This is a genomic window from Paenibacillus sp. 102, from assembly GCF_039549175.1.
Classification (GTDB): Bacteria; Bacillota; Bacilli; order Bacillales; family Bacillaceae_G; genus Bacillus_A.
On the sequence record NZ_JBCGHT010000020.1, the window covers coordinates 23,229 to 44,351 of the forward strand.

Below are 21,123 nucleotides of genomic sequence, written 5' to 3' on the forward strand. Positions count from 1 at the left end.
AATAATTTTGTGGTTTATTTTTTATATTTAAACGATTTTTAATAAACGTAATCATGAAATTAACATCGAATTACAGTTCCGGAATAGAGAGTCAGGAAATGGTCACCAATATCAATTATAGTTGTTGCTTGTATATAACCTTTAAAACCATTTGATGAATAATAAATTTCTTTTGGAATACTTTCTACAGCCTGATAATTAGTTTTTGAGTACTTTACATAATGGTTTGTAATTACTTTTGATTCCGGGACAATATTAGCTCTTTGTTCAAAAGTCTTTGTAATAGTAGAAGGTGAATTAAATTCAACATTTTTATGAGAAATACGATCCAAACTTTCAGCTTTTACACCTTCTGTTTGAGAAAAGGCACCTAAGCTACCTATTCCTATTAATGTAGCAAGTGTAAACTTTGAAAATCCTTTGAATTTCCTCATTTTATAAGCCTCCTTTAATTTTTTTGTAAGATAGGTTCTTACACTTCACAGTCTATATCTGGTAGATAGGAAGTGTACATACATATCATTAGACAAAATCCAACATTATTCTCTGTTTTTCTTAAGTTATGTATAATAATCCGTTGTTCAAAAAGTCGTCACAAATAAAAAATGATAATAATAACAAAAAAATGAATAGTATATTCGTTGGTTGTATTATTATTAATTGTTTTAATATTCTAAAATAATTGGATAAAATCTATATTGAAAGACCGATTCGGAAAAATAAGAATGCAATATTTTTTAGAAAAAGGAGTAATATACTTTAATTTATTAACTTGAAATTGAGGCTTATTTAAAGCAATTTCAAAGCTAAAATTATTTATTTAAGTTTGTAAATTATTTACTAAGATAATTTTTTTTAAAAATCATATACATTCTCAAAAAACTATAATCATTGTGGAATCAGCTCTAATGAACAAGAGAAACCCTAGCTAATATTTAGCTAGGGTTTCTAGGGTGTTTGTCTGTATGACTGTCAAATATATGAATTAGTTGACTTTTAAATCGTAGCATAAACTTAGCGATAATTTTATAGATTTATATTACAATATTATGAACAGAAAAATCATAGGAATTTAAGGGGGGATTTTTCCGTAAAGAACCCCGTAAGTGAACTATCCGCCACTTAACGTCCTTACGGACTGTTTGAAGTGGGGGCTTCTTGGGAAGTAGATACTTTTATTAGCTATCTATATTTACCAAGCTATAAGGGCAGTCCCTGCCCCTAAAGAAAATACCAGTTACATGGCTAGTTTTAGTAAGTTGATACTTGCGTTTACATCTCTATCATGATGACTATTACATTCAGGACAAGTCCATTCTCTAAGGTTTAGATTCTTGACTTTCTTATTCTTATAGCCACAGCCAGAACATAGTTGACTACTTGCATAATTCTTAGGTGCGATTATCAAATCACGCCCTTTCCATATTGCTTTATAGTCAAGGTAGTCTCTGAATTTAGACCAAGATACTTCGCTGATTGCTTTGGCTAACTTGTGATTCCTTTTCATATTCTTCACTTTCAAGTCCTCAATCATAGAGACGGAATATTCAGACGCGTATTTATCAATGTGTATCAAATAGTAATATGTAGGTAAATTTGTATAAAAGTGGTAATATTTATAAAATTACAACAAAAAGTAGGGAGGATGCTCACATTATGGAGATAGATATTGTCACAAAAAGAGGAATTACTAAGTTATTAAATAACTGGTATCAATCAATGCTATCTCAACAAGTTACAACAGCGACGAATCTAAAAAAAGATATAGATGAAAAAATAGAGCAATTAAAAAACGTACAAAAAGAAATAGATCAAAACGTATTACTATACTATTCTTTATTAGAGTTTAGATATAAAGTCTTAACAGACAGTTTAAGTATTACAAAAGAGAGTTTTGATGTTATTAATTCTTATAACACACCATCAGATAAGCTTCAATATTATTATTATCATTTATTTAAGGCAATACATGCTACGGTAACAACAAACTATAAAGAAGCAAGTGAATATTTTGAGAAGGCTAAAAGATTATTAATGGATATACCTAATGCTTTAGAAAAGGCAGAATTTTATTATCGAGTCGCTGTTTTTTATTATCAGTTTTACCGCCCAATTAAATCTATTGAGTATGCTCTTAAGGCAAAAGAGATATTTGCTTATCATGAAGGATATGAAAAGAATGTTGCTGCTTGTCAAAGTGTATTAGGTGCTTCAAGCGTATATCTTCATCAATACGAGCAAGCAGAGGATTACTACAATTCAGCAATCCGTATTTTACAAAAGGAAAATGAGGAGTCATTACTTTTAAGAGTACGTAATAACTTAGGTTGGTTGTATGGAACTCAAAATTTTTCTACGCTAGCTATTCGTCAATTATATGAAGTAACAACAAAAATGCCAAAACATTTCAAAGCTATATTTTTACAAGCTAGAGAGCATTACAAATTAGGTGAAAATGTTATAGCAAATGATTTAATAGAGCGAGGATTAAATATTTGTGTAGAATTAGGAAATAAAGAGTATGTACACCACTATGCTATTTTAAAAGGATTAAATCAGGGTATATCAATAGAGGAACTAGAAAAGATTATTCTTGCAGGAATTACTTATTTCGACAAAGAATTGCTATATAACTACACTCAAGAATATGCAGAAATTTTGGCAAAGAAGTTTTATAACGAAAATCATTACCAGAAAGCCGCTAAGTATTTTTTAATGAGCTTGCAGGTCAAAGAGAAAACGTATGAGGGAGGGGGAGAAAAATGAAAAAAAAGATTAGTTTAATTATTTTAGGTCTATCTGTTATTGGTGTGGTTTGTATTGGGTTAAATAGTTCCTTCACACATCAAGGAGGGCATGCAGATTTTCCAACGTCTGAAAGATCTTTTGTAGCCTAGGAACCATTAAACTACTGACAGGATAAGTAAATAAACTTTGGAAGAATTTGACTATATTCTTCTCGTTAAAGAATATAATCAATAAGATGTATTTAGATGGAATATCATTATGTTAATCGTATAGATTTGAAATTTATGGAAGATTTATATTATAACAAATAAATTTTAAAAAAATCTAATAAAGATGTAAGAGTAATACCGTTAACGACTGAACAGTTTCCTCGACCAGCTAAGCGCCCTAAATATTCAGTACTAAATAAAGACTGTATTTCAGTTAATGGAATTCAAGAGTTAAGACATTGGAAGGAAACATTAAAAGAGTTTATCATACTAGCCAAGAAAATTCCTTCCTCAAAAAACTTGTAGGGTGTATCTCATTGAGTAGGAGGGAGATAAATTGGCTTTTTGCGTTAGCAAAAAAACTAATGAAACGTGTGATTTGTTATGCTATGCAAAAAGATAATTTACCTCCGTCAATTTGTTAGTGTAGTGCACTTTCAAACAAATCAAGAGGGAGGTGAATTACCTAAAGTTAGTTAGAATTCATGATAATTTTTTATAGATTATACGGATAAAGGTGGTTAAGTGGACCTTGTAGGACTCGAACCTACGACCGGACGGTTATGAGCCGTCTGCTCTAACCAGCTGAGCTAAAGGTCCATGAATGAATACGATAAATTAGTGTATAAAAAGTGTTAAAAGTTAGCTATTTCTGCAAAGTGTTTGTTTATAAATCTTTTTTAAACAGAAATTTTTCATAGAATGTAACAAACAAAATTATAGCATACTATTAATCTATTTTGGATGAATTTGCAGTTGATATGCAAATTTACATATATAAAAGGATTGTTTGTTAATTTCTTTGGGAATTTCATCATTAGCTATAGCAGTAGATATTGGAGTAGGTATGGAATCAGAGATAGGGGTAGCTTATACTCGTATGTTTTGGAGATGAGGGTTTTTTGTTGTCGAGTAAAGATAAATTTAGTATGAATTATACTTATACGACCGCACTTCATTAAAAATGTGTTACGATTTTTAAAAAGGAGGAAGTTATGTGCAAAATCTACAAGAAGATAAGTATAAACAATTGAAAGATGAAAATGGAGGAGTAACGGTAGTATTAAAGACTGGTGTTCGGATAACTGGACAAATTATTACGACAGATAGATTTACTGTTCTTATGATGGTTCATGGTAAGCAACACATGATGTACAAACAAGCTATTTCTACAATTGTTAAGTAATACATATTATGTTAATATTTCTATATATTTCATTTTTAATATATAAGGTATAATAATAAGTAATTCTTTTTATTTTTACATATTTCAATTTCCTATTGAAGAACCCTTATTATAAGGGTTCTTTTTTATATTAAATACATGCAAAAATTAAATGAAATAAGGGAGTTCGATCTTATTCTATAGCGTAAGATAGAGATAAAAAGCTGATAAATATCAATTAAATATCGATATAATATATATATTATATCTTTGGAAAATGAATATTATATAAAAAGTATATTACATACATGTTTTATTTATATTTTTTATTATCCAACAGGCTTTGCATCTTCTGAAGGATGAAGAACGTATTATCAATAACTCATCGTGTAACCTTCTCAAGTGTTTTTCCCTACAGTGTATTGAAGTTTATTGATAGACTGTTTTAAAATTTGTGAAGGCTACTTGTCTTTATGAACTATTTGAAGTGGTGAGTAGTTCACTTTTTAATTCTAACAATTGAAAAGGAGATTAATTTATATAAATTAATCTTAAAGCCCAAAGCGATTAAAGCTCCAATACAAGAAGATAAGCACCCCATAACTAAATACATTGATAACTCTGTTTCTCCAATTATTATAGATGCTACTCCAGCAATTGCAGGAAATAAAGCGACCATGTAACCACTCTTTCCTCCTCCTATTTTTTCTACAAGTTTTAAATAAAACAACCAAGCTAAAAAAGAGGCAATAAATGTTAGATAAATTAGTGCTGATAAATATGTAGCGGTTTTAGGGAAAATAATCATTTGTCCTTGAGCATATACAATGGAACCAATTAACAAGCTTCCTACTGTAAAGCCAATACTATTTGTATAGATAGGGTCTATCTTCTTAATAGCATTCCTGGTAGAACACGTATCCCCTATTGCGGTAAGAAACGTACCTAAGAGAGCTAGCAAAATTCCTTCAATAGTAGATATTCCTTTGAATTCATTTATTGTTGGATAGATGAGTATACAAACACCTAAGATACCTAAAAGTCCTCCAATAAAAACTCTTGAATGCAGTTTTTCTTTGAGAAATATCCGGAGTGCAATTGGAGTTAAAATGACTTTCAAGGAAAAAATCAAAGTTACGATAGCAGCAGAACTCATTATGGTAGCATAATAGAGACATAAATAACTCAATGAAAAATTACAAATTCCAAATAAAACGATAAAAGGAATATCTTTTATATTAGGTTTTCCATTAGGTTTAATAAACCATAAGAGAACTAAAAATAAGATTGCTGTTAGAGCTAAACGATACAATAAAGAAAGTTCTAGACTAATTGGGGTACCTTGAATCTTAACTACAATAAAATTAAGGCCCCAAACAATTAAACAAAATAAATACATCATTTTAATCAACTCATCATCACTCCTGTTAAAAAAATACTGTACACATTTCTATACTTAATATTAATTTTTATTGTCATTTGTAAAAGGTACAGTTTACAATAATTCAAAATGACAGTTGGAGTGATTAAGTGAAAGAACTCATTTTTAATATAGATCAGAGTTGGAATGTTCCAATGTATCAGCAAATATATGTTTATATAAGGAAGAAAATATTAGCAGGGAAAATTGCCTATAATACTAAACTCCCTTCTATTAGAGAATTAGCAAAACTTTTAAATGTAAGTAGAAATACTACACAAGTGGCTTATGAACAACTTTTAGCAGAAGGCTATATACGAAGTGAATGTAAAAAGGGCTATTTTGTACAGGCAAATATGTCGAATCAAGTACTTACATATGAGCCTACTTTAGTAGCTCATAGAGAAAAAGAAAACGATATAAGAAAAACCATTGATTTTAAAATTGGTACGGTAGACAGGGAGAACTTTCCCATTACAAAATGGAGAAGCTTAGCAAATAAAGCTTTAATGGATCCTATCATGTATTCCTACGGGGAAAAACAAGGGGATATGTTGTTAAGGACAGCTATATCAGATTATCTGTTTCAATCAAGAGGTGTAAGTGCTTCTAATGAACAAATACTGATTGGCAGCAGTACACAACATTTGTTATTGATTTTGACCTTTCTTTTAAAAGAAGAACTTAATAGGATAGCTGTAGAAGATCCCGGTTACAATGGAGCAAGGGAACTTTTTTCCTTACAATCATTCTCGGTTGAACCTATATCTGTTCTTGAAAATGGCCTTGACGTTAATCAATTGTATACAACAGATGCAAGATTAGTATACGTTACACCAACTCATCATTTTCCATTAGGACTAACGATGCCAGTTAATGAAAGGTTAAAACTCATTAACTGGGCTGAACAGGTTAATGGATATATTATTGAGGATGATTATGATAGTGAATTTCGTTATATTCATCAACCTGTTCCTTCTTTACATAGTTTAGATTCCAATGAAAGAACTGTGTATTTAAGCACATTTTCTAAAGCATTATTACCCTCAATCCGTGTAAGTTATATGGTATTACCTAAACGATTACTTTCTAGGTATGAGAAAATTTCGTCTTTACTAGAACAAACTGCTTCTTCTCTTCATCAAAGAACGCTGGCTCATTTTATATCAGAGGGATATTGGTATGCACATTTAAGAAAAATGAAAGCACTTTATAAACGCAAAATAAAAGTATTATGTGAAGAGATAAATAAGCATTTTAAAGACAATATAGAAATCAAGGGTTATTACTCCGGTATATATGTAGTTATTGAAGTGAAAACTCAAATGAGCGAAAAAGATTTGGTAAGTAAAGCATTTAGCAATGGAGTTACTGTTTATCCATGCTCTCAATACTTTGTGAAAAACGCACCTAAATATCCACACATTCAATTAGGTTTAGGAAATTTAAGTGAACTTGAGATTACTGAAGGTGTCTGCAAGTTAGCAAATATATGGCTTGAGAAAAATTAAATCGAAATGAAGTAAACAATTTTACTTTATTTTAATGATACATTTAATTGATATTAGTTATTATCAGGAAAGAAGACATGTAATTGTACATTCAAGATGATGAATACGAATTATTTGAGCTATTTCAACCTTTACCTTCTGGAGTGATTGGAAAAGTGTCTGTTGTAACAGGATCAGAACCTATATGGAGATTTTTATTAAGAAAATTAGATTTTATTTCGAAATAAAAAAACCAACTAATTAGTTGGTTTTTTTATAAACTTTAATAGAGCAAGGGTGAGTTACTGTATACATGCCTTATTTGAACTACCCCCACGACCTTGCGGTCTGTTTGAAGTGGGAGATTCCTGCGAACACCGATGTATCCACTAGTTATTTTAGCAGGCTCTGCCCGTAGTTCCTACGGTGAGAACTTAAGTATCTTGTAAGTTGACTCACCACGCTTCCTACTTTAGCTTGGTTTTCGCAACTTCGGTAAGCGTGGGGCGATAGAACGTTGAAGATTTTACGATTGCAACGATTTTTCTGCAACCAACCTCATATCTTCAGTTTTCAAAGAGCAATCTGTACAAGTATATAGTAGCAAACATTTTGACTTAGGCCAACCGACAGTCATCTCCCACCTATTTGCGGGTGCTATCGCACCTTCACGCAAATTGAGGAGGGAGTCTTCTGTCGGAGAATGATAAAAAGAGACGAAGTCTTCAAACAGACTTCGTCTCTTTGGCATACAATGAATCACAACAATTACTAGCTTTTGTATAATATTTAGTCATACACGCTGATCTAACAGAACCTATTATGATTTGAGAGCATTGATTGTGACCTTCGCAGCTTGAGTGATAAGTTCGTTATTATAGGTAGCATCTTTTGTATCACGGCTGGATAGAATTGCAATGATGATTGGCTCTCTATTTGGTGGCCAAACGATGGCAATGTCGTTTCGTGTTCCGTAGCTTCCGGCCCCAGTTTTATCACCTACCTCCCAGTCTTTTGGTACACCAGCACGGATTAGTTGGTCTCCAGTAGTGTTGCCACGCATCCAATCTGTGAGGATTTTACGCTTATCAGTTGGAAGCACATTTCCAACTGTGAAAGCCTTAAGATTAGTAGCAAGCGCTTTTGCTGTACTTGTATCACGGATGTCTCCTGGAGTAGCTTCGTTCAAATCTGGCTCAAAGCGATTAACCTTAGTAACCCTATCACCAATTTGCCTTAGTTTTTTTTCAAACCCTTTTGGACCATTTAATTCTTTAAGTAAAAGGTTCCCCGCTGTATTATCGCTGTAGCGAATCGCAGCATCTGCAATTTCCCAAAGAGTCATACCAGTATCCACGTGTTTCTCCGTAATTGGTGAATACGTAACTATATCATCTTTTGTATAGGTGATAACCTTATCAAGTTTGTCTATTGAGTTTTGCTGGAGCATGGCACCTGCAGCCAGGGCCTTGAAGGTTGATGTGTAGGCAAAACGTTCATCAGGTCGATAAGCCACTGTTCGATTTGTACCGGTATCAATAGCATAGACACCAATCCGAGCATCAAACTTTTTTTCAAGTTGAACAAACTCTCGATGAGTCGCATAATTTGTATGTTTTGTTTGATCTATTTTTTCTTTTGCTTGCACTTTCAAGGGTTCACCTGTAAATTGTTTTACACCTGCAAGACTTAAACTCAGTATTCCAACACACATTCCTATTTTTAACATCCTCGTATTTTTCAAAATAATCAATCCTCTCATCTTTTGTAATACAGAAAATGGATATCAAATTGGATACAATGTATCTAATTTGAGTACCAGTTTTTAAAAGTACACCTAATAGACAATCCGAGTAATGATTTTGTTCCATAATTTATAAAAAATAATTAAATTTCAAATAAAATAGAATCTATATAGATAAGGATTTTATGTTACACATAATAACAAGAACATGGGTGGCCTTGGCAATCCTTTATATTTTACTGTGGTAGCAATGTAAGATAATTCTATGTATTAGGTTATGTTTAGTATTAGTTTGTAGGTCATCTTTTGATGCTATGATAATAGAATATAATATTTAATAATCTGTATTTTGAAATGTATTAAAAAAGAGTTTTATAGAGTATTTGTAGCTTTGGAAAAAAATTTAATTAAAAACAGCTCACCAATCCTTATTCTACAGAAAATAAAACAAATCCAATTTGAAAAAAGTTTAATTAAACTAGATTCGTTTCTTTTTGAATGAACATTTAGTTTTGTAAAAAAGTTTGATTAAAACTCATTTAGGATTCTTTAATTGAAGAGATAAAGAATCGCATCTTCGCGTCTTTATTCAAAACATCGTGATTTTATTTCAAAGCCAGAGTAAGAGCAGAAAAAATTGTAACGCTAGGGAATAATGAAGCTAAGTATTTTTATTTTTGGGACTTAGATGGAAATATGTTCGAAGCGGCTTGGTCGGTGTGGGATGAAACGGTATAAAGAATATTGATATGTGATGGTTTTACTGCCCGCGAATAGCGAGATAAAATGAATACGAGTATTTTTACATATGAATCTATGAAAAAGTTGATGAAATTGTCAGCTTTTTATTTTTAGAAAAAATTGTTTATCTATTTTTATAAAAAAATTTTTTTTGACCCCCACAAAATTTTTATTTCCTCCGAATATGTATAGTGAAGAAAGAAAATGGAGGGGAAATCATTATGAAAAAAACACTATTAAAAGGCACTATGGTAACTATGATGGCATGCAGCCCGTTTCTGATGGGAACAGCAGCGTATGCTAGCGAAAACACAGGTGCGGTAAAAACAACGGAAACAGAAAAACCATCTTTTATACAAGGTGACGTTTTTTATTTTGTGAAAACTATGGTTGAAGATATTAAAATGGCTCTTGCGACAAACGATTTAGAAAAAGCGAAGTTATTGTCTGAGCAAGCCGCGGAACGAATTGCTGAAGCAAGTGTACTAATTGAAAAAGGAAAAGGCGATCTTACACAAGATACATTAGAAAAAGCGGCGGAAGACTTAGAAAAGGCAGATAAGCTTTCTGGCAAAGAGAAAGCAGAAACAGAAAAACCTGCTGGCGAAGAAGAAAAAGAAGCAGCGAAAGTAAAAGTGCACATCGGAAACAACATCGAAGCATTAGCAAAGGTGCTAGATCAAGTGAAAAATCCGAAAGCAAAAGCTGCAATTACCAAAAATATAGAGAAGAGTTTTTCAAAGATTGCAGCTAAAATAGAGAAAGAGCAAGAAAAACAAGCGGACGCTATTGCAAAAGAAAACAAGAAAGCAGATCAAAATACAGAAGTAACTCCAGCAAAACCAGAACAAGTAACGCAACCAGAACAAGTAACGCAACCAGAACAAGTAACGCAACCAGAACAAGTAACGCAACCAGAACAAGTAACGCAACCAGAACAAGCAACACAGCCAGCACAGCCAGCACAGCCAGCACAACCAGCACAGCCAGCACAGCCAGCGCAACCAGCAAAACCGGCACAGCCAGCGCAGCCAGCAAAACCGGCACAGCCAGCGCAACCAGCAAAATCGGCACAGCCAGCGCAACCAGCAAAACCGGCACAGCCAGCGCAGCCAGCAAAACCGGCACAGCCAGCGCAACCAGCAAAACCGGCGCAACCAGCACAACCAGCGGTTTCTCATGAGAAGCATGAGCAATCAAACCAAAAGGGTCAAACAGAAAAGAATGATCATCAAGACAACGGTAAAAAAGTCGGTCACGAAAAACATGAACAACAGCAAGAAGACAAGCACAAAGAAAAGTAGTAAGAAAATGTGGTTAAATGGTCACTTCTTTAGTGACCATTTTGCTATTTGAAGCAAAAGGAGGGAGGGGGATTACTAGTGTTGAGTTTAGTGATGAAGATCATAAAAAAACCTAAAATGGAAGATATTGTATTTAGTATACAAAACAATGGAGGAGATAAGGAGGCTTTTATCGCACAGTATCAGCCTTTTATCCGAAAATCAATCTCGTCTGTCTGCCGCCGGTATATTACGGAGCAGGATGATGAATATAGCATTGGATTGTTTGCGTTTAATCAAGCAATTGAACAGTATTCATATAAAAAAGGAAAATCTTTTCTAGCGTTTGCTGAGCTTCTTATAAAAAGAGATGTAATTGACTATATACGCAAGGAGTCTAAGCATAATCTCGTCTTTTTAAAAGAAGACCAACAAGAGGAAATGGTAGAAATGCAGGTATCGCTTACGGAGTATATGAAAGAGATGGAAAACAGTAACCGTAAGGAGGAAATTCTTCATTTTCAAATTGTGCTAGCTGAGTTTAAAATCACATTTTCAGAGCTTACTAAGGAATCTCCAAAGCATCGTGATACACGTGAGCACTTAATAGAAATTGCAAAGATTATTATAAAAGAAGAGAAAATGATGGAAGAGCTGTTCCGAAAGAAAAAGTTACCGCTTAAACACATTGAACCGCGTGTTAGGGCGAGTCGGAAAACGTTGGAGCGGCATAGAAAATACATTATTGCAATGTGTATTATCTTTACAAACAACTATACATATATTCTTGATTATATAAGAGGGGGGAAACATGATGAATAAAGGGATTGTGATGGATATAAAAAAACATAGCGTAGTTGTTTTAACTCCAGATGGAGAGTTTATTACGTTTAAAAGAAAATCGCACTCTTATATGATTGGAGAGGAAATCTCGTTTAACGAACAAGAACAAAGAGTATCGCGTTTTTCAATCCCTTCTTTCTTAAAGCCTGCATCATTACTTGTTGCTTGTTTTCTATGTGTGTTTCTATTTTTCTACAATCAACCGGAAGAAAAAGCACTCGCTTATGTCTCAATTGATATTAATCCAAGTTTAGAGGCGAGCGTAACAAAGAATCTTCATGTTATAGATTTGCGAGCTTGTAATGATGATGGAAAGCGCATTTTAAAAGAAATGAAACGATGGAAAGATGAACCTTTGCAAGACGTAGTACGTACCATTGTAAAGCAAAGTCAAGAGGATGGATACTTAACAAATGACAAGCAAGTTATACTAACAGGTGTTACAAAGGACAAATCACTAGAACCACAGTTGGAAAAGGCTATGCAAGAATTAAAGAAAGAGTATGAGACAAAATATGTTACAGTCGTATATCAAAGCAGTACGATGCAAGTGCGAGAGAATGCCAAGAAAGCAGGAGTCGGCACAGGTGTCTATATAAAGCAAGAGAATGAGAAGAAGAAATCGCTTACTCCTCCTGCATCGCCGTCTAATCAGGAGGAACACCTTCAGGAGATACATTCGCAACTAGAGTCATCACCGGATGCATCATCGAATTTGTCTCCTGTAAAAGAAGAAAGATATGAGAAGCAAGAGCAAATAGAACAAAAACAATCCCAGGAACAGCAACCCCAGCAATCAAAAGGAAATAATGGGCATCAGCAAGAAAACAACGGTAAAGAGTATAAACAAGAAAATAAAGAGTCTCAGCAAGAAAATAACGGTAACGGGTATAAACAAGAAAATAAAGAATCTCAGCAAGAAAACAACGGTAAAGAGTATAAACAAGAAAATAAAGAGTCTCAGCAAGAAAACAACGGTAACGGGTATAAACAAGAAAATAAAGAGTCTCAGCAAGAAAATAACGGTAACGGGTATAAACAAGAAAATAAAGAATCTCAGCAAGAAAACAACGGTAAAGGATATAAACAAGAAAATAAAGAGTCTCAGCAAGAAAATAACAGTAATATAAACGAAAACAACGGGCGTAAAAAAGAGGACAAAAACGTTCCTGCAACGCAACATCAGGGGAAAGAAAAGAAAAATCCATAGAATATTGAAGAAGAGAGTTCGTTCCATGTTAGGATTGAAATCATTTCGTACAGCAACCTTGATTTTGAGGGGTATCGAAGCCATGCATATGATGAAAAAAGGGCAACTTCATCAAAGGGTGAAATCTGCCCCAAATGAGGTTGAAGTCATTCATAAGTTATTTGGATTAGTCGTTAGATCTCAAAATTAACAGGAAATTACTGTTCTATATTCCTATTAAGCTAGTTTCGCACCAAAAACCTAGAGGGTCTATCTATTAAAATAATTTGTGTTTGTGCTTAGAATAAAAAGAAAAGGAGTATGTAAAAAATATAATGGAGAAAAAAATTCAACAAGAGAAAGATAACTCAAAACCCGTTTTTTATGATCCTAAAGGAAGAAGAAAAATAGCTTTCAGTTGGTTTCTATGTATCTCAATAGTTAGCATAAGTATTGTATTATATTTTTTCTTCCGAAGTATTTTTTCAACACCAGAAATTCCAAATATGAATCCTTCTGTAAAGCAAGATACTAAATTTGTACCTATTAATCAAAAACTCAGTGACCAGCAGTTAAAGAAGGAAGAATTCAAATCTCCTAATACCGAAATGGATAATAATGAAAATTCGGGAAATTTAACAGGCAATGGCGAACAACCTAAAGAAGTTTATGGTTTTTATGTAAACTGGGATGAAAATAGTACTGCTTCTTTAAAAGAAAATATCGATTCATTAACCATGTTAGTACCAGAATGGTATCACTTAAAAACAGACTTAACCATTAGTAGTGAGATTAAGCCTGACATTGTAAAGTTAGCAAAAAAAAATCATGTAAAAATTATGCCTTTACTTACTAACTATACTCAAGAAGCTTCTGGTCCTGATAGTAAACTTATTCATAAGTTACTGAATGCTCCGGATAATGTAAAGACAAAGTTTATTAATGATTTAGTAAAGCGAGTTGAAGAGAATCAATTTGCGGGTATTAATATTGACTTTGAGTCAATACCTGAAGGCGATAGAGATAAATTAACAAATTTCATGAAAGAACTTACTACGGTCTTTCATAAACATCATTTGCTCGTAACGCAAGATGTCCCTGCTAATGATAAAGCTTTTGATTATGGTGCATTAGCTAAAGTAATAGATCGTATGATTGTAATGATGTATGATGAACACTATGGAACAGGGACACCAGGACCAATTGCTTCAAATAAATGGTTTGAACATACGCTCAATAATCTAAACATTCCCTCCGAGAAACTTATAGTTGCTTTCGGGAGTTATGGGTATGATTGGGAAGTAAACAGCAAAGCACCTGCGAAGCCTTTAACTTTCTCAGATGTGATGACAATGGCTCATGATTCAAATATAAAAATTCAATGGGATAAGATTAGTGGAAATCCTTATTTTCGATATGAAAAGGGAGCGAAAGAACATACTGCTTGGTTCTTAGATGGTGTTACTCTTTATAATCAAGTAAAAATCGCAATGAACAACAATGCAAAGGGGTTTGCATTATGGAGACTAGGAGCAGAAGATCCTACTGTATGGAAAGCTTTAAAAAATCCTATTGAAGTCCAAAAAAATCCTGATGCATTACATAAAATCGCTAGTTTAGATGAAGTAAATTATTCTGGACAAGGCGAAATTTTGCAGATTGAGAATGAAAGACAAAATGGATTGAGAGATTTTAAAGTAGGAAAAGATGGTTATCTTACAGATGAAGTATATCAATCACTACCATCTGCATATCAAGTGCAGCGCTATGGAAAACCAAAAGGAAAACAAGTAGTACTAACATTTGATGATGGACCAGATCCTAAATACACACCGGAAATTCTAGATATATTAAAAGAGCATAAAATAAAAGCTGCCTTTTTTGTACTTGGTGAAAACGCTCAACTAAATCCTAGTATTGTTAAAAGAATATACGATGAAGGGCATGAAATTGGCAATCATACCTTCAAGCATCCTAACGTAGCTGATACGTCTTTACTACGAACAAAAGTAGAGTTGAATACAACTCAGCGCCTGATTCAGGAAATAACGGGACACTCTACGGTTTTATTTAGGCCACCATATGAAGCAGATACTGAGCTGGATTCACCAAATGAAATATTGCCGATTTTGCGTGCACAAAATATGAACTATACAATGGTGGCAGAAAAAGTTGACCCTGAGGACTGGGCGACGCCATCACCAAATGAATTGGTAAAGCGTACTCTTACTCCCATTTATAAGGGGGAGGGAAATGTTATTCTTCTCCATGATGCAGGAGGGAATCGTACCCATACGGTAGAAGCGCTGCCAATTATTATTAAAGACCTTAAAAAGCATGGATATAGCTTTGTAACAATTTCAGATTTAATGAATAAAGAACGAGATGAAGTTATGCCTCCCGTTTCTTCTGAGGATAAGCAATATTTACTTTACAATAAAGCTGTTTTTTCAGGAGCGGGATATTTTAAGCATATATTAACAACTATTTTTTATATTGCTATTGGATTAGGGATTTTCCGATTTCTATTTTTAATTTATTTTGCATTCAAACAAAAAAGAAGAACAAGCTCTCGTTTATTTAGCAATTCATCTTATCAACCTTTCGTGAGTGTTGTAATAGCAGCATATAATGAAGAAAAGGTTATAACCAAGACGATTCGCTCAATTTTGGATAGTAATTATAGAGAATTTGAAGTTATTGTTGTTGATGACGGATCGAAAGATGGTACGTCAAAAGTAATTCAAGAAGCATTCCATAAACAGCCTAAAGTTCGTTTAATTCAGAAAGAAAACGGTGGGAAATCATCCGCAATGAATTTAGGATTTCAAAAATCACGTGGAGAAATCATTGTCACTTTAGATGCGGATACTATTATTGCGCAAGATACTATTACTCTAATGATTAGACACTTTGAAGATCATAATGTTGCGGCAGTTTCAGGTAATGTCAAAGTGGGAAATAGACGAAATTTATTAACTACTTGGCAACATGTTGAATACATTACAGGATTTAATTTAGAACGTAGAGCTTTTGATGAGTTGAATTGTATCACGGTAGTTCCTGGGGCTATTGGAGCATGGCGTAAAAAAAATGTAGTTGAATCTGGATATTTAAGCGAAGATACACTTGCAGAAGATACGGATCTTACTATAACATTTTTACGTCAAGGGCATAGAATTGTATATGAAGAAAAAGCCTATGCTTATACGGAGTCGCCTGAAGATGTGAAAAGTCTCATTAAACAGCGATATCGTTGGTCATATGGTACACTCCAATGTCTTTGGAAACATCGAAAGGCGTTGTTTAATCCAAAGCATAAAACATTAGGGTTTGTTGCATTACCTAATATGTGGTTGTTCCAATATGTCCTGCAATTCATTGCTCCTTTAGCAGATATATTAATGATTATGGGGCTATTTGGTAGCAATCCTCTAAAAGTTTTAGGATTTTACCTTGTGTTCTTTGCAATAGATCTTATCGCTTCTCTTTTTGCATTTAAATTAGAGAAGGAGAATCCTAAACCATTAGTTTGGTTAATTTTACAACGCTTTATTTATCGTCAATTTATGACTTATGTTGTAATTAAATCTGTATTTTCATCTATTCAAGGGGTAGCGGTAGGATGGAATAAACTAAAGAGAATGGGGAGTGTTAAGCATTCTTCTGAACATAATGAGGCGTCATAAGAGAGCAGATAATCTGCTCTCTTTTTGTTAAAAGAAAGAATGCAATTTACTTAACATTCTATACGGTTTTCTATAAGCAAGTTTTTGAACTACTTACCACTTAATGTCCTTACGGACTGTTTGAAGTGGGGGCTTTTTCATTTGTATTAACTTTTCTTAGGAAACCATTTTGCATTGCTTCATTGGTCACTGTCTAAGACCATTGTACTCGTTGATATGTTTTATCTGGATTACGAGGTGGTTTAAAAATTGCCAATAATACCTCGTTCTATCATATTGTTTAATTGATCTTGGTTAGCACGAGATGGTTTGACACGACTTTTTAAAGTTTCATACAACACGTTATACTTTAAAGCGACTTCTATCAAAAACATGTATTTCTCGATTTCCTTCATTGGTGTACTCCTCGTATATGCACATTTAAGAGTTAAACATTTTCTTTTTTTAAGGCTCTTTTCGTAAATAATGTTGCTTTATTGCGTAAGAATTTTATCCTTATTGATTTTATGAGATTTTTACGCATAATTGTAACTAAGGGAGATGATTCCAAGTTGAGTAAACAGAATATCAGCACAACAGTTTCAGGAGATTTAATTGTTACCCATCTAATTGGCAAGATTAAAACAGATGATGTTTATGAATGGTTTAATGGCTTCGAGCAGGTTTGTCAGCAATTCATTTCCGAGGGTCGGAAATACAAATTGTTGGTGGATAGAAAAGGATACACGCCAGATCATTTTTCTGTTCAAAAAGCATGGAAAGATAAGTTCTTCAATGAAACCATTTTGAATCACAGTAAGGCAATTGCATTTCTCCTTGAAGAAGGGGAGATAATGAATTATTTACAACAATCCAATACAAAAGAATCCGTAAAATTTTTTGATGATTATGAACAAGCATTAATTTGGTTGAATGAATATCCAATATAAAACCTTTATTGAACCAGTTGCTCTCAATCAACTGGTTTTTTTATGCCCGTAATGTTGCCGTTGTCATAAAATTCACTTGCTTACAAGCTTCCAACGCCATTGTTTTTCTTCGCAGATTCTTGTCCAATTGCTTGTGCAATTCTAAAAAACGAAACCAAAACAAATAGTTGTCTATATACTTCGTGGCCACACCATTAAAGCGTTCCATCCATTTCTTTAACCGCTGGTGATAGGCATTAACGTATTGGATATGAAAAACACCTTTCTTTATACGAACGCCCTTATGGGCATTTAAAATCTCATGTGGTATGCCTTTCTTTTTTGCGAATGCTTTATAATTAGTGGCTGAATCTGAACAAAGCACAATTTCTTCATCAAGGAATCCATCAAGAGATTGGTCAATTTCATCAGCAGTGATTCGTCCACGCCCAGCCATTTTGGATAATACGTTACCATTACGGTCATGAGCAACAACAATACTTATTTGTTCTGAACTGATACCACGCTTCTTCGCTTTCCCCCCTCGCTTTCGGGGTTTACGATGAGTTACGTCTTTCTTACCTTTATCGCTTTCCAGAAAGTAAGTTTCATCACTTTCAATGATACCTCTTAGCTTCGCAAACCCAAGAGAACGCAAGGCGTTTAATATCTTATGCCGCCAATAGAAAGCAGTTGAAATATGGATTTTTAATTCTTCTGCAATTTTAGGCAGTGTAACGCCTTCAACCATCATATGAAAGTATTTCAGCCATTTATGAGGGTGATGTGTTCCTGAAATAGGGCTGGCGGTCATGTCATTAAATGTCTTCCCGCAGTCCTTACATAAATATCTTTGACGGGAACGATACTTTCCGTTTCGTTTGATGCCGACACTTCCACAGTGAATACAAGCCAAACCATTGCTAAAACGAACTTCCCGAATTTCTCCAACCATATTAGCACTATCATCTTTTGGCTCTGGAAATAACGTATCTCTAATAGCCTGAAATAATGAATGTTGCTCAGACTTTGTTAAATCACTAAAATCGCCGTATACAGATTGCCAGTTCATTGTAAGTAGCTCCTTACAAACGAATGTTCTGGTTTTATTATATCACAGGCTCTTTAATAGCAACAATATTTCAGAAAAGAGCCTTTTTTAAACAAAATCCTCAAGGTGTCCTCCAAAAATAAAATTCCTTCATTTTGGTGTATTTTAAAAACTTTAGTTGATGATCATATGGCACTACCCCCGATATACATACGTTGGGAAGGTATCCCTATCAATGTTCGAATGGTAAGTCAGAAGTTAACTGTACTCTTTCTTCTGTATGCCCTTCTCCGTATGCTACCACAGCTGATACAATTACTTCTATTGTTAATGCTATTGCAACCATTTCTTGTTCACTGTTCATATTTTTTAGTCTCCTTAAATATATAAATTATAATATTAAAATAAAATGAATGACATATTTTTTTGGAAATAATAAAAACTACTCTAAAAACACCATCATAATCAAGCTAAGAAAAGTAAATACCCCCAAAATGATATTTTCATCTCTCCATAGTTGTTCATGGGAAGACAGGTTTCAGTTTCCCGGATTTGAAATAAAGTCAGGATGTTTCTATAATCTTTTAATAATAAATTAGTTAAGAATAAAAGACTACATACTAGAAAGAGTATAAAACAGGGGAATTATGTATAAGGAGCTAATTGAGTTGTCTTTTACTATTATTATGAAGGGGTGTAAAATTTGCATACAAAACCGCCTTTGAATAATAAGTGCAAATATTCTATTGCGCTTAATCATATCTTGGATAATTTAGCGCAAAATGAAGTAGAAGCAGCACGAATTAGTTTAGGAAAAAAGTCAACAAATTCGAAAGCGTAGAATTAGGTAGAGAACCAGAAAGAACGGCATCTACATGGATGGCGTTTTTTCTGGTGATTTTTTCGTAAATTGATATAACGTAATTGCTCCTAGAATAACAAGTATATCTTCAGGAACATCTATTAATACAGTTTGCCAAGTTTCTGAAATTAATAATTCATTACCTGTAGAAGACCTATAATATCCTTGTATATAGCCAATAGTACATTCAATAAAATATAAAAAGGCAAAAAACCATAAGCCAATTCGAATTCTTTTTTTATTTGTAAACATGTTTATCCTTCCTTTTTTTAAATGTTATATCTATATATTAAGTTATCTTACTAGAGGGTGAATTTTCTGTCAATATATTGGGAATGCATAGTAAATTACTACCACATATATTAACAATTAGGGAAGGGATTCTTACTGGCAGTTAGTTATAATTAACAAAAAATTCAATAAAAACAGAAATTTAGTGAATCATTTCGCTGTATTATGTACATAAGGTTAAATATTTTATCAATTTAAGCGGAGTAGAGATGGGGGAGTTCAACTTACATAATGCTATTGATTCGTTTTTTATAAAATAAATATAGATTGGAAGAGGATAATGAAAGCCGAAGACTATTATAAGATTGTTGTAATTGGATCTGGGACAGCTGGAATTTCTTTTACCGCGAATTTACTGCGTTATGTACCCATACTAAAAGAGCATATAGCTATTATTGATTCATCAAAAAAACATTATTTTCAACCACTATGGACTCTTGTAGGTGGTGGGATAGTTACAAAAGAATCTACAATACGTGATCAAGAAACTCTTATTCCTAATGGATCAAAGTGGATTCCCAAAAAGGTTATAGAATTAATCCCCAAAGAAAATAAAATTCTTCTAGAGGATCAAACTTTTATTGAGTATGAGGTTCTGATAGTAGCTGCGGGGATACAAGTGAATTGGGACAATGTTAAAGGGTTAAAAGAGGCAATTGGAAAAAATGGTGTTTGCAGTAACTACTCTTATAATTATGTTGATTCAACATGGAGGGAAATACAAAGTTTTAAAGGGGGGAATGCAATCTTTACGCATCCTAATACACCCATTAAGTGTGGTGGTGCACCACAAAAAATTATGTATCTTGCTGAGGAATATTTTTGTAAACAAGGTATAAGAGATAAAAGTAAAATCATTTTTAATTCAGCCAATTCTAATATTTTTCAAGTGCCTCGGTATGCTACTTCATTAGAAAAAGTTATTGAGAGAAAAGAAATTATAACTAACTATCATAGAAATTTAATAGAAATTCAATCAGAAGAAAAAAAAGCGATTTTTGAAGACGTGCACACCTTCAAAAGGGAAGCAATGCCATATAGTATGTTGCATGTAGTCCCACCAATGGGACCACCAGATTTTATTAAAAATAGCGTGATAGGTGACAAACAGGGGTGGCTAGATATAGATCCTTATACTTTACAACACGTACGTTATAAAAACATATTCGGAATTGGAGACTGTACAAATCTTCCCACATCTAAAACTGGGGCAGCCATTAGGAAGCAAGTACCCGTTTTAAAAGAAAATGTAATGGCATTATTAAATGGACGGGAAATGCAAGCTAAATATAATGGTTATACCTCTTGTCCCATTGTTACTGGCTATAAAAGTCTTATTTTAGCTGAGTTTAATTATCAACATGAGGAACAAGAAACTTTTCCATTTAATCAATCAAAAGAGAGGTATAGTATGTTTATATTAAAAAGGTATGCACTGCCTTTTATGTATTGGAATTATATGTTGAAGGGTATTGTATAAGTATTTAATA

Annotated in this window: 17 protein-coding genes, 1 tRNA gene and 4 pseudogenes; 13 read left to right on the plus strand and 9 right to left on the minus strand. The window is 33.3% G+C overall.

Annotation, left to right across the window (positions count from 1 at the left end; all coding sequences use genetic code 11):
• Nucleotides 1-59: 59 nt before the first annotated feature.
• Complete coding sequence (locus AAIE21_RS25095; RefSeq protein WP_343269242.1) at nt 60-434, minus strand: hypothetical protein; 375 nt, start codon at nt 432-434, stop codon at nt 60-62.
• An 803-nt stretch (nt 435-1,237) separates the two neighbouring features.
• Nucleotides 1,238-1,570, minus strand: a pseudogene (locus AAIE21_RS25100) (RNA-guided endonuclease TnpB family protein); the annotation flags it as partial.
• Between the two features lie 86 nt (nt 1,571-1,656).
• Between AAIE21_RS25100 and AAIE21_RS25105 the strand changes: the two are divergent.
• The 3 genes and pseudogenes from AAIE21_RS25105 to AAIE21_RS25115 all read left to right on the plus strand — a co-directional run.
• Nucleotides 1,657-2,766, plus strand: coding sequence for a response regulator aspartate phosphatase (locus AAIE21_RS25105; RefSeq protein WP_343269243.1), 1,110 nt, complete (start codon nt 1,657-1,659; stop codon nt 2,764-2,766).
• Nucleotides 2,763-2,882, plus strand: a pseudogene (locus AAIE21_RS25110) (Phr family secreted Rap phosphatase inhibitor); the annotation flags it as partial. The gene AAIE21_RS25105 and the pseudogene AAIE21_RS25110, both read left to right, overlap by 4 nt.
• Nucleotides 2,883-3,065: 183 nt before the next feature.
• A pseudogene (locus tag AAIE21_RS25115) lies at nt 3,066-3,263 on the plus strand (sugar nucleotide-binding protein); the annotation flags it as partial.
• A gap of 220 nt (nt 3,264-3,483) precedes the next feature.
• Here the strand turns inward: AAIE21_RS25115 and AAIE21_RS25120 are convergent.
• Nucleotides 3,484-3,557: transfer RNA gene (locus tag AAIE21_RS25120), tRNA-Ile, on the minus strand.
• A gap of 397 nt (nt 3,558-3,954) precedes the next feature.
• On the opposite strand from AAIE21_RS25120, the gene hfq reads away from it, so the two are divergent.
• Nucleotides 3,955-4,143 carry an RNA chaperone Hfq gene (gene hfq, locus AAIE21_RS25125; RefSeq protein ID WP_343269244.1) on the plus strand — a complete coding sequence of 63 codons (189 nt, stop codon included), beginning with the start codon at nt 3,955-3,957 and terminating at the stop codon, nt 4,141-4,143.
• Between the two features lie 478 nt (nt 4,144-4,621).
• On the opposite strand, the gene AAIE21_RS25130 is transcribed toward hfq, so the two are convergent.
• Nucleotides 4,622-5,533, minus strand: coding sequence for a DMT family transporter (locus tag AAIE21_RS25130; RefSeq protein ID WP_343269245.1), 912 nt, complete (start codon nt 5,531-5,533; stop codon nt 4,622-4,624).
• 119 nt (nt 5,534-5,652) lie between these two features.
• On the opposite strand from AAIE21_RS25130, the gene pdxR reads away from it, so the two are divergent.
• Nucleotides 5,653-7,053, plus strand: a complete 1,401-nt coding sequence (gene pdxR / locus AAIE21_RS25135) for a MocR-like pyridoxine biosynthesis transcription factor PdxR (protein WP_343269246.1) — start codon at nt 5,653-5,655, stop codon at nt 7,051-7,053.
• Nucleotides 7,054-7,136: 83 nt separating this feature from the next.
• Nucleotides 7,137-7,280 carry a hypothetical protein gene (locus AAIE21_RS25140; protein ID WP_343269275.1) on the plus strand — a complete coding sequence of 48 codons (144 nt, stop codon included), beginning with the start codon at nt 7,137-7,139 and terminating at the stop codon, nt 7,278-7,280.
• 572 nt (nt 7,281-7,852) lie between these two features.
• Here AAIE21_RS25140 and bla read toward each other — a convergent pair.
• Nucleotides 7,853-8,794, minus strand: coding sequence for a class A beta-lactamase (gene bla / locus AAIE21_RS25145; protein ID WP_343269247.1), 942 nt, complete (start codon nt 8,792-8,794; stop codon nt 7,853-7,855).
• Nucleotides 8,795-9,738: 944 nt separating this feature from the next.
• Between bla and AAIE21_RS25150 the strand changes: the two genes are divergently transcribed.
• The 5 genes and pseudogenes from AAIE21_RS25150 (at nt 9,739) to AAIE21_RS25170 (ending at nt 16,521) form a co-directional block, all read left to right on the plus strand.
• Nucleotides 9,739-10,821 (plus strand): DUF5667 domain-containing protein, encoded by a 1,083-nt coding sequence (locus AAIE21_RS25150; RefSeq protein ID WP_343269248.1) that lies wholly within the window; start codon nt 9,739-9,741, stop codon nt 10,819-10,821.
• A gap of 78 nt (nt 10,822-10,899) precedes the next feature.
• The gene (sigI, locus tag AAIE21_RS25155; RefSeq protein ID WP_343269249.1) at nt 10,900-11,622 is read left to right on the plus strand and encodes an RNA polymerase sigma factor SigI; all 723 of its coding nucleotides are present in this window, start codon (nt 10,900-10,902) and stop codon (nt 11,620-11,622) included.
• Nucleotides 11,615-12,853, plus strand: coding sequence for an anti-sigma factor domain-containing protein (locus AAIE21_RS25160; RefSeq protein ID WP_343269250.1), 1,239 nt, complete (start codon nt 11,615-11,617; stop codon nt 12,851-12,853). The genes sigI and AAIE21_RS25160 overlap by 8 nt, the downstream gene beginning before the upstream one ends.
• Nucleotides 12,849-13,043: pseudogene (locus AAIE21_RS25165) on the plus strand (IS6 family transposase); the annotation flags it as partial. The gene AAIE21_RS25160 and the pseudogene AAIE21_RS25165, both read left to right, overlap by 5 nt.
• Before the next feature lie 124 nt (nt 13,044-13,167).
• The gene (locus tag AAIE21_RS25170) at nt 13,168-16,521 is read left to right on the plus strand and encodes a trifunctional glycoside hydrolase family 18/polysaccharide deacetylase/glycosyltransferase family 2 protein (RefSeq protein WP_343269251.1); all 3,354 of its coding nucleotides are present in this window, start codon (nt 13,168-13,170) and stop codon (nt 16,519-16,521) included.
• 242 nt (nt 16,522-16,763) lie between these two features.
• Here the strand turns inward: AAIE21_RS25170 and AAIE21_RS25175 are convergent, their stop codons facing one another.
• Nucleotides 16,764-16,916, minus strand: coding sequence for a hypothetical protein (locus AAIE21_RS25175; RefSeq protein ID WP_343269252.1), 153 nt, complete (start codon nt 16,914-16,916; stop codon nt 16,764-16,766).
• A 111-nt stretch (nt 16,917-17,027) separates the two neighbouring features.
• Between AAIE21_RS25175 and AAIE21_RS25180 the strand changes: the two genes are divergently transcribed.
• Complete coding sequence (locus AAIE21_RS25180; protein ID WP_243763903.1) at nt 17,028-17,450, plus strand: SpoIIAA family protein; 423 nt, start codon at nt 17,028-17,030, stop codon at nt 17,448-17,450.
• Nucleotides 17,451-17,490: 40 nt separating this feature from the next.
• On the opposite strand, the gene AAIE21_RS25185 is transcribed toward AAIE21_RS25180, so the two are convergent.
• The 3 genes from AAIE21_RS25185 to AAIE21_RS25195 form a co-directional block, all read right to left on the minus strand.
• A complete protein-coding gene (locus AAIE21_RS25185) occupies nt 17,491-18,501 on the minus strand; it encodes an IS1595 family transposase (protein ID WP_343269253.1) in 1,011 nt (336 codons plus the stop codon).
• A gap of 211 nt (nt 18,502-18,712) precedes the next feature.
• Nucleotides 18,713-18,844 carry a hypothetical protein gene (locus AAIE21_RS25190; RefSeq protein WP_343269254.1) on the minus strand — a complete coding sequence of 44 codons (132 nt, stop codon included), beginning with the start codon at nt 18,842-18,844 and terminating at the stop codon, nt 18,713-18,715.
• A 507-nt stretch (nt 18,845-19,351) separates the two neighbouring features.
• Nucleotides 19,352-19,594 (minus strand): DUF3937 family protein, encoded by a 243-nt coding sequence (locus tag AAIE21_RS25195; protein ID WP_343269255.1) that lies wholly within the window; start codon nt 19,592-19,594, stop codon nt 19,352-19,354.
• 319 nt (nt 19,595-19,913) lie between these two features.
• Between AAIE21_RS25195 and AAIE21_RS25200 the strand changes: the two genes are divergently transcribed.
• A complete protein-coding gene (locus tag AAIE21_RS25200; RefSeq protein WP_343269256.1) occupies nt 19,914-21,113 on the plus strand; it encodes an NAD(P)/FAD-dependent oxidoreductase in 1,200 nt (399 codons plus the stop codon).
• Nucleotides 21,114-21,123 lie beyond the last annotated feature (10 nt).

Excerpts from the sequence above, each read along its gene's own strand:
- AAIE21_RS25095 (WP_343269242.1), bottom strand. The coding sequence starts at position 434 with ATGAGGAAATTCAAAGGATTTTCAAAGTTTACACTTGCTACATTAATA.
- AAIE21_RS25105 (WP_343269243.1), top strand. The coding sequence starts at position 1,657 with ATGGAGATAGATATTGTCACAAAAAGAGGAATTACTAAGTTATTAAAT.
- bla (WP_343269247.1), bottom strand. The coding sequence starts at position 8,794 with ATGAGAGGATTGATTATTTTGAAAAATACGAGGATGTTAAAAATAGGA.
- AAIE21_RS25150 (WP_343269248.1), top strand. The coding sequence starts at position 9,739 with ATGAAAAAAACACTATTAAAAGGCACTATGGTAACTATGATGGCATGC.
- AAIE21_RS25160 (WP_343269250.1), top strand. The coding sequence starts at position 11,615 with ATGAATAAAGGGATTGTGATGGATATAAAAAAACATAGCGTAGTTGTT.
- AAIE21_RS25170 (WP_343269251.1), top strand. The coding sequence starts at position 13,168 with ATGGAGAAAAAAATTCAACAAGAGAAAGATAACTCAAAACCCGTTTTT.
- AAIE21_RS25175 (WP_343269252.1), bottom strand. The coding sequence starts at position 16,916 with ATGAAGGAAATCGAGAAATACATGTTTTTGATAGAAGTCGCTTTAAAG.
- AAIE21_RS25180 (WP_243763903.1), top strand. The coding sequence starts at position 17,028 with ATGAGATTTTTACGCATAATTGTAACTAAGGGAGATGATTCCAAGTTG.
- AAIE21_RS25185 (WP_343269253.1), bottom strand. The coding sequence starts at position 18,501 with ATGAACTGGCAATCTGTATACGGCGATTTTAGTGATTTAACAAAGTCT.
- AAIE21_RS25190 (WP_343269254.1), bottom strand. The coding sequence starts at position 18,844 with ATGAACAGTGAACAAGAAATGGTTGCAATAGCATTAACAATAGAAGTA.
- AAIE21_RS25195 (WP_343269255.1), bottom strand. The coding sequence starts at position 19,594 with ATGTTTACAAATAAAAAAAGAATTCGAATTGGCTTATGGTTTTTTGCC.
- AAIE21_RS25200 (WP_343269256.1), top strand. The coding sequence starts at position 19,914 with ATGAAAGCCGAAGACTATTATAAGATTGTTGTAATTGGATCTGGGACA.